This is a genomic window from Flavobacterium flevense, from assembly GCF_900142775.1.
GTDB classification, from domain to species: Bacteria; Bacteroidota; Bacteroidia; order Flavobacteriales; family Flavobacteriaceae; genus Flavobacterium; species Flavobacterium flevense.
Window position 1 is genome coordinate 319,906 of the sequence record NZ_FRCC01000002.1, and the last position, 12,918, is coordinate 332,823.

The 12,918-nt window shown below is 38.2% G+C and carries 9 protein-coding genes; all 9 read right to left on the bottom strand.

Going from position 1 to position 12,918, the window contains the following annotated elements; translation table 11 throughout:
* Positions 1–25 precede the first annotated feature (25 nt).
* Positions 26–2,452: a DUF4982 domain-containing protein gene (locus tag BUB89_RS04545; RefSeq protein WP_073242406.1), complete on the bottom strand. Its 2,427-nt coding sequence runs from the start codon at positions 2,450–2,452 to the stop codon at positions 26–28.
* A gap of 391 nt (positions 2,453–2,843) precedes the next feature.
* A complete protein-coding gene (gene fucP / locus BUB89_RS04550) occupies positions 2,844–4,139 on the bottom strand; it encodes an L-fucose:H+ symporter permease (protein WP_083552485.1) in 1,296 nt (431 codons plus the stop codon).
* An 18-nt stretch (positions 4,140–4,157) separates the two neighbouring features.
* Entirely contained in the window at positions 4,158–4,601 is a 444-nt protein-coding gene (locus BUB89_RS04555; protein WP_073242409.1) for a MaoC/PaaZ C-terminal domain-containing protein, read from the bottom strand.
* 203 nt (positions 4,602–4,804) lie between these two features.
* Positions 4,805–5,875 carry a Gfo/Idh/MocA family protein gene (locus BUB89_RS04560; RefSeq protein ID WP_073242411.1) on the bottom strand — a complete coding sequence of 357 codons (1,071 nt, stop codon included), beginning with the start codon at positions 5,873–5,875 and terminating at the stop codon, positions 4,805–4,807.
* Positions 5,875–7,104, bottom strand: a complete 1,230-nt coding sequence (locus BUB89_RS04565) for an extracellular solute-binding protein (RefSeq protein ID WP_073242413.1) — start codon at positions 7,102–7,104, stop codon at positions 5,875–5,877. Before BUB89_RS04565 ends, BUB89_RS04560 begins: the two co-directional genes overlap by 1 nt.
* On the bottom strand, positions 7,105–8,244 hold the full coding sequence (locus BUB89_RS04570; RefSeq protein ID WP_073242415.1) for a CaiB/BaiF CoA transferase family protein: 1,140 nt from the start codon (positions 8,242–8,244) through the stop codon (positions 7,105–7,107).
* Positions 8,245–8,247: 3 nt separating this feature from the next.
* Positions 8,248–9,384 (bottom strand): CaiB/BaiF CoA transferase family protein, encoded by a 1,137-nt coding sequence (locus tag BUB89_RS04575; protein ID WP_073242417.1) that lies wholly within the window; start codon positions 9,382–9,384, stop codon positions 8,248–8,250.
* Positions 9,381–10,529: an ABC transporter substrate-binding protein gene (locus tag BUB89_RS04580; RefSeq protein WP_073243004.1), complete on the bottom strand. Its 1,149-nt coding sequence runs from the start codon at positions 10,527–10,529 to the stop codon at positions 9,381–9,383. Before BUB89_RS04580 ends, BUB89_RS04575 begins: the two co-directional genes overlap by 4 nt.
* A 624-nt stretch (positions 10,530–11,153) precedes the next feature.
* Positions 11,154–12,752, bottom strand: a complete 1,599-nt coding sequence (locus BUB89_RS04585) for a fucose isomerase (protein ID WP_073242419.1) — start codon at positions 12,750–12,752, stop codon at positions 11,154–11,156.
* Positions 12,753–12,918 lie beyond the last annotated feature (166 nt).

A 12,918-nucleotide genomic window follows, 5' to 3' on the forward strand; every position in this document is an offset into this window, starting at 1 on the left:
GGGCTTTTTTTGTTATTAGCAATTCTTAATTAGTAGCGCTAATAATTAAAGTTGCTGTTTTTAAACCTTTTCCGGTAACGGTTAATTCCATAGTTCCGGCTTCTTTTTCAGACTGAACCAATACCACTAATTTTCCACTAAACAGTTTCATTGTTGGTAAATGAAATAGTTCTAACGAAGTTGCATCGCCATTACAAGCTGCTTTATACTTTCCTTTTCCTTTTACTTTAAATTGCAATTGGTTGGTAAGTGTAGGACATGGAACTCCATTTTTATCCACTACCGAAACAGTAACATAAGACAAATCTTTTCCATCGGCTTTTATGGTTTTTCTATCGGCATCAAGCACAATTTGGTATCCTTTTCCAGCGGTATGAATTTCCTCTTCGGCAACCGCTTTTCCATTTTTATCAAAAGCAACTACTTTTACAGTTCCTGGTTCGTATTTCACATCCATCCACATCAAACGGTATCTGTTTTGCGGCGTTGCATTGCTCTTTTTTTGAATTCCCATACTTTTACCATTTACAAAAAGCTCTGCGCTATCATAATTGGTATAAACAAATACCGGTGTTTGCTGACCTTCGCGTCCTTCCCAATTCCAATGTGGTAAAATATGCAAAGTTTCTTTTTCAGTGTTCCAACGGCTTCTGTACAAATAGAATCGATCTTTAGGTAAACCCGCTAAATCGCTGATGCCAAAATAAGAACTACGGGATGGCCATTTCTCATCATAAGGCGTAGGTTCGCCCAAATAATCAAAACCAGTCCAGACAAATTCGCCTATAACCCAAGGTTTATCATCTTGTAAAACAAAATCTTCATCAGGTACATTCGACCAGCTGCAAGCTTCTAAATCATAAGAAGAACTTTGAAAATCAGGATATTGTTTGTTTTTTTCCTGAACTACTGGAAATTTATAAATTCCTCTTGAACTTACGGTAGATGCCGTTTCAGAACCTAAAATAAATCCTTGCGGGAATTTCTTAAAAGCTTCTTCGTATAAATGCACACGATAATTCAATCCCGGAATATCTAACAAGGCTCCAAAACCAGATTCCATAGTTGCTTTTACCTGATCCATACCAACAGTAACCGGTCGCGTAGGATCTTCCCGGTGGAAAATTTCCTGTAGCCATTTGGCACGTTTTACTCCCGCTTCTCCCCATTGATCCGGAACTTCATTTCCAGAACTCCACATTACAATAGAAGGATGATTTCTGGTAGCATGAACCAAATTAACGATGTCTTTCTCAGCATAAGCTTCAAAAAATCGGTTGTATCCATTTTTCACTTTTGGCTTTGCCCATTCATCAAAACTTTCAGCTAAGAACATAAAACCCATTTCATCACACAATTCTAATTGTTCTAATGATGGCATGTTATGTGAACTACGAATAGCATTACAACCCATGTCTTTTAAAATAGTCAATTGACGACGCAAAGCAGCCACATTGATTGCTGTTCCCAAAGGACCTAAATCATGATGCAAACAAACTCCTTTAAATTTTCGAACCTCGCCATTTAAACTAAATCCTTTATTGGCTTCGTATTTTATATCTCGAATTCCAAAACGAGTCGTAACCTCATCTTTTAATTCGTCTCCTACAAACCATTGCGAAACGGCTTTATACAAATAAGGATTTTCCGGACTCCATAACTTAGGATTGTCAACTTTGATGTTTTGATCGAATTCATTTCCGAATTTTGTAGTCGCTTTGTCTGAACTTAATTTTTGTCCATTGGCATCAAAAACAGTCGTAACCAAATAGCCATTTTGGCCAGTAGCCTTTGTTTTTACATTTACTTTAGCTGCTTCCTTACTAATAAATGGTGTTGTAATGGAAGTTCCCCATTGGTCAATACTCTCCTTATTTTTTATAATCAAACTAACTTTTCGATACAAACCGGCACCCGGATACCAGCGTGAAGCAAAGTCTTTGTTGGTTAACTTTACAGCCAACGTATTCTCTCCTGCGTTGATGAAATCAGTTACATCAAAATAAAAATAGCTGTAGCCATAAGCCCATTCGCCCACCTTTTTTCCGTTTAAATAGATTTGTGGTTCGCTCATAGCTCCTTCAAAAAGCAGAATTACTTTCTTTCCTTTCTCGGCAGCCGAAATCGAAAACTTGTTTCTGTACCAAGCGGAACCAACATGAGGTAAAGCACCTGTTCTTCCTGTTTTTTCGGAAGCTACTTTTTCGCCATTCTGAACAATAGCAACTGTCTGTTTGTCTATTTCTTTATCAAAAGGACCATAGATTGCCCAATCGTGCGGAACTGTTACTTTTTCCCATTTCGAATCATTAAAATTAGATTGAAAAGCATTCTCAAAATCTCCTTTTTGAAACTTCCAGTTGCTATCCAATTCTCTTACTGTTCGCACCTGAGCAAGGGAAATTTGTGTTATAATAAAAAAACTGAGGAGGAAAACTCTAAATTGTGTCATCTTAGGTTTTATGATTGGTGATTGTTAAACTTATAAAGTTTATAAAAGTAGTTAGTTTCTAATTGTAAATCAAAATAATTTAAACTGTACTCCAGTCAAAAAGGGTTTCAATTGCCTCCTGCTTTAGCTGGAGGTCAACTAAGTTCAAAGATAAATTGGCTTTAGCCAAAAAAGAAACAACTTGCTTTGGCTAAAGCCTTGTATTCTATCTAAATTATAATCCTCCAGCTAAAGCTGGAGGCAACCCAACAATATCCATTTTCTCGCTCTCCTTTGCTCCGCCAGTTCGCTGTTGCTCGTGTGGAGAGGACTGGTGAGAGGAAACAAAAAACCCCTCTTTCCAATAATCAGAAAAGAGGGGTTTCCAAATTTTATAAAAAAAGCAATTAAGCTACTTTTTCACCTTGTGTCCAAAAACACCAAAGTAAAGAATAATCAAAAAGCACACTAACGGAATCAAATAACCTGACTGAATATCATCATGATTCATATCGATCAAAGTTCCCATTCCATAAGGTAAAATAGCTCCACCTATTATAGACATTACTAACCAGGAAGAACCTGTTTCAGTATTGTTTTTCAAACCTACTAAGCCTAAAGCAAAGATTGTTGGGAACATAATGGACATAAAAAACCCAATACCCCATAAAGCATAAATCACGTAAACACCTGTTCCGTAGATTGCCACTGCACAAAGAATTGTACTTAAAACGGCATAAATGGAAAGCAACACATAATCTTTTACAAACTTCAAAAAGAAAGTTCCTGTAAATCTCCCTATCATAAACAACAATCCATAAATACCATAATAATAAGCAGCCATTTTTTCATCTAATCCAGCTTCTTTTTGAGCAATTCTAATAAAGAAACTCGTTACACAAACCTGAGCTCCTACATAGAAAAACTGAGCAACTACAGCCCAACTCAAATGACGGTGTTTTAAAACCGAGAAAAATCCGGGCTTTACCTCTACTTCTGTATGCTCTGATTTCATAGATGGTAAGTGCATGAAATAAAACAAAATAGCTACTAAAACCAAAACGGTTCCTAAAACAATATAAGGCATTTTTACTGCTGCCGCTTCACTGGCTAAATAAGATAATCTTTCTGCTTCCGGCATCGCTGCCATTTGTTCTGGAGTATGATTAATCCCTGAAAGAATAAAAAAACCTCCCAAAAATCCGGCTACTGATACCGCTAATCCATTAAAAGAAGCGGCCAAATTCAATCGAAAAGAAGAAGACTCCGGTGGTCCTAAAATGGCGGCATAAGGGTTCGCACTGGTTTCTAAAATAGTTAATCCGCAACCAATGATAAATAAAGCTATTAAAAACATATCATAAGACCTAGTATTTGCTGATGGTACAAAAAGAAATGCTCCTGTAGCAAAAACTAATAAACCTGTAATGATACTATTTTTATATCCTATTTTTTTTATAATCATTCCCGCCGGAATTGCCATTAAAAAATAAGCCAAATAAATAGCAGTATCAATCAATGTAGATTGTCTATTATTAAGCTGACAGGCTTTTTTAAGGTGCGGAATTAAAATTCCGTCTAGACCGTGAGCCATTCCCCAAAGGAAAAACAGCGACGTGATTAATATAAAAGGCAACACATAATTAGGACCTTTTCCCTTTCCTGTTGGCGCGTTGTGCTGGTCACCCATTTGGTTTGTTACTTGCATAATTGATTTATTGGTTGGTTAATTTTTCCTCTTTACCAGTAACAAATGGTCGCAAACCATCACTACTTCACCTCTTTGGTTGATAATTTCTACATGTTCCGTCACCGTCCCCATCTCCGGTCTTTTGGCTTCTCCTTTTTCAGAAATCGTAATTTCCGAATGAATCGTGTCCCCAATATGCACCGGTTTTACAAAACGCATTCGGTCATAACCCTTAGAAAAAGCTTCCGGATTAATCTCTGATGCTGTTAGTCCAATTCCAATTGCAAATACCATTGTCCCGTGAGCAATACGTTGACCAAAAGGCTGTGTTTTGCACCATTCCTCATCCATGTGATGCGGAAAAAAATCGCCTGTATGTCCTGCATGCACTACAAAATCCGTTTCTGTAATGGTTCTTCCCAGCGTCACACGCTTTTCATTTAATTGGTACTCTTCAAAAAAAGTTGATTTGAAATACATATTTTTTAGTTTTTAGTCCTTAGTCCTTAGTGATTAGCCAAAATACTAAGGACTAATTGCTAAGGACTAGGGACTCTATTTATAATATTTTTTTGGGCGTTTTAACACGCTTTCCGCTGTATCTTTTTATTTTGTCCTTCGACAAGCTCAGGATGACAAAATAAAAAGGATGCCGCTTCAATCGTTAACGCAGCGACTCGTTTTTATAAATCGTTTTGTGGAATTCCTCCATTCTTGTTGCTCATATAACAGGCTTCCACCACTTTCATCGTTCCAAGAACGTTTTCAACACTGGCATGTAATACCGTATCCGAACCTTCTTTGTAACGCATCAGGTTAGCCATCGTTCCCACAAAAGCTTCCGGAAACCACGAACCTTCCAGCTGTACTTTTTTCCATTCGTATTTGCCGGATTCATTTTGCACCGAATATTCAAAAACATCTTCCAGACCCGCCGGATAGTTCATCAACAAGCCCATTTTAGCTTTGATGGCTCCTTTAGTTCCTTCCCATTTAATGTAACTTTCCTCATGTTCCGGACCAAAATGGTGATCGTGATTCGTATTAATCACCGCACGCATGGTATCGCCGTAATCCAGAATAATAGTCGAACGCGAAGACGATAAATCCTTCAACGGATGTCTCCAGGTTTTAGCTAAAACCGATTTGGGATCACCCACAAACGAACGAATACAATCTATATAATGCACACTGTGGAATAAAATCTCTAATCGCGGATGTACTTTGATTAAAGGGAACAACTCCCAGGGTGTATTTACAGTTACTTTGAATTCCATATCATACAATTCGCCAATGATTCCTTCGTTAATCAAATGACGGGCTGCTGCCACAAATGGCGCAAAACGCAACTGGAAATTAATAGCACCTACTAATTTTTTTCTTTTGCAAACTTCCAGAATTCCTTTGGCTTCAGCCAGATCATTTCCCATCGGTTTCTGAATCAAAACTGCAGCGCCATCAGGTAATTGTTCTAATATCTCAATATATTGTTCCGGTAAAACCGTGATATCATACACCGCATTGGCTGGAGCATGTCTAACCGCATCTGCAACGGTTTCAAAAGCGTGTGGAATGCCAAATTCATTCGCCATTGCCTGGGCTTTGGCAAAAGTCCTGTTTGTAATCCCGAAAACTTCAAATCCTGCCATTTTATAAGCAGGTAAATGGGCATCTTTTACAATTCCGCTTGCGCCAATAATTACTATAGGTTGCTTTGTTTTAGGTAATTCGGGTTTATAGGGAATAGTTGTCATTATAATATTTTTTCAATTTCAATTTGTGTATTTTTTAATAAATCTGCCGATGGAATGTCTGTTTTTAAAGCGGTCAAAACCATTTGGTCTATCAATATGGCAATGTCTGGCCAAACTGCGATTTGTGGCAAAGTCAGTGCATTTTCATGCAAACTTTCCAGTTTGTGGTAATACGGAATGGTTTCGTTAATCTCAGCATCTTTCCATGTTGATTTTCTACAGCCTATTCCGCCTTCATTTGTTAATAATTTATCACTTTCGGCAGTAGTGGCAAATCGTAAAAAATCATACGCTAATTTTTTGTTTGTACTTCCGGTTCCTATGGTGTACAACCAGTAGACATTCAACGAAGCAGTTTTTCCGCCTACCGCAAACGGTAAGGTAGTGACATCTACTTTTCCTTTAACTCTGGATTCGGCAATAACTTCACACATGGAAGCAAAACCAAACCAGTTGATTGTCATAGCAGCTTCTCCATTGGCAAAAGCCATACCGGCTTCAACCGAACCAAAATCGGCAGAGCCAGGGTGAACAGCAGCAGTGTTTTTAACAATATAACGGTAATAATCTAAGGTGTCAATTGCAGCTTGTGTGTTGATATTCATATTATTTTCGGCATTTAATAAAGAACCGCCACGGGTCCATAAATGCAGGCAAAAATCAAAAACCATATTGTGTCCATCAGGATAATTGGCAAAAACACAGCCGTATAATTTTTCGTTAGGACGATTAAAAAAAGTAGCGATTTGCTCAAATTCTGTCCAGGTTTTAGGCGGAGCTAATTCGTAACCAAACTGTTTTTTAAAATTCTCTTTTTCTGTCTGATTTTCGAATAAATCTTTTCTGTAAATCAAGCATTCGGGACCATCGTGAAAAGGCAATCCATAAATTCCTCCTTCAATTTCCTGCAAATGCAACAAAGAATTATGCCAGCCTTCGGGAAAATCCTGAGGTGCTTTTTTAGCAATAAAGGGTGTTAAATCCTCAACAGCATTAGCCTTGGCAGCATCAAAAATCCAGTCGGTATTCATGTGAGCAATATCCCAATTTCCTTTTTTTAAGCCGCCATCACTGATGGTTTGTTCATACAAATCATGCAATTCCATTGGCACCATTTCGACCCCAATACTGATATCGTATTTTAAACAAAACGCATCCCAAAGTTGCTGCATGGCCGTTTCAAAAGGCCCAAATTTTCGAACTGCTATTCTAAAGACTGGATTTTCCATTTAGCAAAGATTAAATTCGTTTATAATTGTTTCATTGTCCTGACCTAATTTTGGAGAACCTTTGCCTGATGTAAACAATTCCCCATCAATTCTAATTGGGCATCGGGTGGTTTTATACTTGTAGCCATCAAGCATTTCTACCTGCTGCACAAAGTCTAAAACTTTGAATCCTTCCTGAGCAAAAAGCTGCTCGTAATTCAACACATTGGCACACCAAATATCAGCCGGTTCTAAAATATTTAACCAATATTCAGAATCCTGAGTGCGCAAATGCGCTGCTAAAATAGATTTAATATCGTCTCGTAAAGTAAATTTATTTTCCGGGAATTGCTTTAAATCTTCACAAGACAACAATTCTGCCAGGACAGGAATCGATCCCATGGCCAGACTCATGTAGCCATTTTTAGTCTGGTAAATTCCGTAAGGCGCGCCCAGATACGCATTGGCATTATTGGTTTTTGTTCGAACAGGCAGTTCACCACCATCATTAAAGAAAGTCGTGATGGTTTCAAACTGAAAATCAAATGCCGATTCCAGCATACTTACTTCTACCAGAGCGCCTGTATTTTGAGTCACTTTTCGATACAAAGCAGCTAAAATTCCCTGAGCCAAATGGGCTCCGGCCAGCATATCCACAATAGACAATCCCATAGGAACCGGGCCATCGCCTTCATTTCCGGTTAGCCAGGTCAAAGCCGTTAAGGATTGCAACAGCAAGTCCTGTCCCGGTAAATCTTTATAAGCACCTTTTGAGCCGTAGCCACTTATCGAGGCATATACCACATTAGGATTTATCTTTTGTACATCTTCATATCTTAATCCAATGCGTTCCATAACTCCGGGTCTGAAATTATGCATCACTACATCGGCTTTCGCCAAAAGTTGCTTCAGTTTTGCTAATTCCTTCGGTTGTTTGAAATCAATCGCAAAGGATTCTTTATTTCGATTTATCGTATGAAAAACGGAAGATTCTCCGTTCATAATCAAATCCGAAGTATATAAAGTTCTGCAAATATCACCTGTTCCGGGTTTTTCAATTTTAATGACACGGGCACCCATATCGGCCAGGCGTAAACTTGCCGAAGGTCCCGAAAGAAACTGGCTGAAATCTATTATTAAATAATCTTCTAATGGTTTCATCTTTTAATTGATAATAGTTTCAAGAATTATTTTATTGTGCTCTCCTACTTTTGGTGCTGCTTTTCGACTCATCAAAATTTCGCCATCTAACTGAATCGGACTTCTGGTAGTAACGATTTTTTTATTATCTGAATTTTCGATGATTTGTTTCATTGGCATACCAAAATCAATCTGATCCAAATCCTGATAATTCAATACTTTCGCACACCAAACGCCTTTTTCCTGCAACAATTGCAACCAATGGTCTGTTGTTTTTTGTGCCAATCGATCACTCAACAGCGTTCTGATTTCGTCACGGAATTCAAACCACAAATGTTTTTCTTGGTACTTTTCAAGATTTACTTCCAGCAATGCACTAATGTACATTAAATCACCCATAGCCAGTGAAAGATAGCCATCCTGAGTTTTATACACTCCGTATGGCGCACTTAAAAAAGCATGAGCACTACCGGCAACATCGCCTCTTTCCTGCAATTTCCCACCATCATTCAAATAGGAAGTAATAGCTTCAAACTGAACGTCTAAAATCGATTCGATTAAAGAAACCTCAACCAAAACTCCTTTATTCGTTTTGGCTCTTTTTAATAGTGCAGCCAAAAGCCCTTGTACCAAATGATTGCCGCACATAATATCAGCCACGGATAAACCAAAAGGAACCGGTCCCTGACTTTTTTTACCGCTTAACCAGGCTAAACCGGATAACGATTGAACTAATAAATCCTGTCCTGGTTTTTTAGCCCACGGTCCTACATCTCCGTAACCGGAAACTACTCCGTAAATAATTTTTGGATTGATTGTAATAGCATCGGCGAAAGCCAGACCTATTTTATCCATTACACCTGGTCTGAAATTATGGGTCATAATATCGGCCTTGGCAATGAGTTTTTTAACCAATTCTAAATCCTCGGGATTTTTAAGATCGGCTGCAAAAGAATCTTTATTTCGATTAATAGTATGAAATAACAAACTGTTTTCGTCAACAAATAAATCTTTGATGCTCAATTGGCGACAAGCCTCTCCTTTTACAGGTCTTTCAATTTTGATGACTCTGGCACCTAAATCGGCGAGTTTTAATCCTGCTGAAGGTCCTGCCAAAAACTGGCAAAACTCTAAAACCACTACGCCTTCTAAAGGTCTCATACTGTTGCGGGATTAAGTGATTTTACATACAAAGCATCCATTGCTGCTAAAACTTCTTTTTCATCGCCACCGTTCATCAGATAATCACGCACGACATCGCCGGCATGATCCTGAAAATACATGTGACCGGAATATCTTGGACGCAAGAAAGCACGCTCTAAAGCTGGCAAAGTATTCTTGAAATAATCATGGGTAATTTCATTAATTCTATCGCTTTTCCAAGCTTGTAAATGTCCTGGTTGCCCGCCATTATCAGCAAAAATATTTTGTTGCACCTGAGAAGAACCTGTAAATTCAGCATATTTCAAAGCTTCGGGAAGATTTTCGCTAAAAGCAGAAACCGCTAATCCTGTTCCGCCAAGCGAACTAATCATTGGTTGATCGTTCAACTTTACCAAGTCATAGAAATGAAGTAAATTTTTGCTGTAGCCAATTCGGGAATAATTAGAATAACCGTAAGCAAATGGGCAATAGGCAATTTCATCGGTATTTACCATGGCTTCATACACCTGAATTGGGTTTCTGTTAAAATTAGCCGGGTCCATCAATTGCGCTAATTCGCGGTGCATTTGTAACGCTTTAATTCCTGTTTCTTCCGAAATTACTTTTTGCTGAGACTGAAATGGTGCTTCGCCTAAACTGCAACAAAACGAATAAAAAGTCATTAATGAATCTACCGGAATTCCTGCAAATGCAACCAATCCTTTTTTGGCTAAAGCCAATAAATCTTCAAAAGTTTCAGGCACTTTTAGACCGTTTTTTTCTAAAATATCCAAACGTGCTGCCGCTACCGGAGTAGCTGCATCAATAGGCAAAGCCCAAAGTTTGTTGTTAAAAACATAACTTTCGTAGGACTTCCCTACCGTATTCACTTCCTGATCTTTGATATACTCGCTTGAAAAATGATCGGATAAAGGAACAATCGTATTGGTTGCTGCACCAAAACCTGTCCATGGATGATCAATCACCAATAAATCAAATCTTTTAGCCAGATCCTCTATCGAGGCATCGGCAAATTCCTGTAAACTTCTTTTTTCCCAACTAATTTCTACATCTGGATACAGCTCTGTAAAACGCTGAGCAGTAGCAACCATTGGCAACAGCCCTCTTGTATGGTTCCATGTAATCCCTTTCAATTTCTTCATTTTTTGACTTTTCAATTTTTTATTAGAATACAGATTTCCAAAAATTAAAATTAAGAAAACTAATTAATTCTTTTTTATCCGTTATTATCTAAGTTTTATCTGTTTTTCATCTGCAAAAACAACCGTGAATACAGTTATTAAAATGGCAATTCGAGTGCTTTTTTGTAGCATAGCGAAACAAAAAACACTCGAATGTGCACATTGATTTTATATTATAAACCTGTAATGCGTTATATATCTTTATAACCACCCCGCCCGTTGGGCACCCCTCCAGAGGGGAATGGCACCCGAAACTCCCTTCTTTTAGAGAGGTGGTCGAAGACCGGGGTGTTTTATTAATTGTGTTTTTCTTGGGTTTAAGTTGTCCTTAGCTTCCGCAGTCGAGTGTCAAATGTTTGAAGAATGCGTAAAAAGAAAAGCTGTTTGAGCGATAGCGAGTTCTTTTCTTTTAGCATTCGAAAACTAATTTGACCGACGAGGAAGCGTAAGACTTGATTTTTTTGTTTCTTTTTTGATCAAGCAAAAAAGAAAATTAATAAACCATAATTTCACTTTTACTAAAAACGTTCCCGATATAAATTTTCTGAAAATTCACTCGAACTGATGTACAAATAAAACGTTTTATTATACTGCTACATCCCCACAAAAATGAACCTGAATTCCCAGTTCCTGTAAGGCTGCAGCTTTAATTCGACACAATTTGTTGGCTTCGGTTTCATTTTCAGCATATACTACCTGAATGTGATTGGCTTTATGACGCCCCATCATTTGGTCACGATTCACACCTTTTAAAACCGCATTCATAATAGGCCATTGTGGTGTAGTCATATTCCATCTTCGGTCTAATTCTTCTTTTGGTAAATCAACAGATTCTCCAATTCCCAAATCGCAATGCAAAGCATCATCCATCACATAAATACGGCTCCAGACAATAGCACCCGGTTTGCTGACACCTTTTACACTTCCGCCACCTAATCTGAAATACATTTCAGGCTGTCTTTCGCTGGAAGTTCCTTCATAGCCACCTACAAAATGTTCCGGTGGAGCTGCTCCGCTGATTAAGAAAACCCAAACAAATCCGTCGATAGTTTCATTTTTAAAATGCTCACCATAACGCAAATCATGCAAGGTATTTTCGCCTTTCAATCCCATAGAACGCCATAAATTGTACGTCACTAAAGCATCAATTCCGGCACATTCATCTACTTCGTTGAAATGTGGCAAAGCTTCTCCGGCAAACAATTCGTTTCCTTCTTCGTCAAAAACAGGAGGACGGTTTTGATTGTTCAATAAACCTTCGACCAAATCACTGGCCGGAACTAAATCCTTCAAACCTTGCTGGTACTGAATACCGATTGTATCGCAACCAAATTCAGCTGCAATTCTTACCGCTGCAATGTACATTTTGCACTGCAAAAGCGTTTGATTTCTGGTTAATTCCGTCACTTCATCAGTTCCCCAATTGAATTTCATTCCTTTATCCAGCAACCATTGTAACACCGTTTCTGCCTCTTCGTCTTTCACCGTCAGCATTTTTGCGTATAGCGAAGACTGCGATAATCTTTCTTTATAAATTCCTGTTGGATGCAACAAATGATCGGGAACAATCGCATTGAACATCCCCATACAACCTTCGTCAAAAACACCCATAATGGCTTTTTCATTTCTGAAAGCTTTCGCAAAAGCAACTCCCTTAGCCAGTTCATCCGAAGGAATAAGCGCTTTGTCAAATGCTTTTACATGACTCAAATCCGGTTGAACTGTAGCAGTTTGTAACCAATTTTTCAAATTAGTTTTGAAAAAATCATCACTGAAATCCACACTCCACAAAGTGCTGTATTCTACTCCTGCCTTAGTCAAAGAACCGTTTAAGTTTAACATTCCTACTAATCCCGGCCATTCACCGCTCCAGTTAGCCACTGTTAAAATTGGGCCTTTGTGTGTAATTAAACCCGCCAAAACGTGGTGTGAATATTGCCAGACACTTTCAGCCACAATTAGTGGTGCTGTTGGGTCAATGTTTTTAAAAACCTGCATTCCCATTTTCTGGCTATCAATAAAACCATGCTGTTTTTTCTCATCATAAGCATGGGCTCTGATGATTTTTCCGCCTGCTTGGGCAACAGCTTCTGATAATAATTGTTCCATTTGGGCTTGTGCTTCCCAACATACCTGATTTGCTGACAAACGCAAATCGCCACTGGCTACTAAATAAATGTTCATTTCTTAAAGTTATTTATAAGCAATAGAGCACAAAGACAATTTGAATTTTTAACCAAATTGCTTTGTGACATGCTGTTAATGATTCGTATTTTTTGTGACTGTCAAAAAGCTGTAAAAACTTTCAGTCTGTATTCAAATATGCTAAAAATCGGCACTTATTCATTAT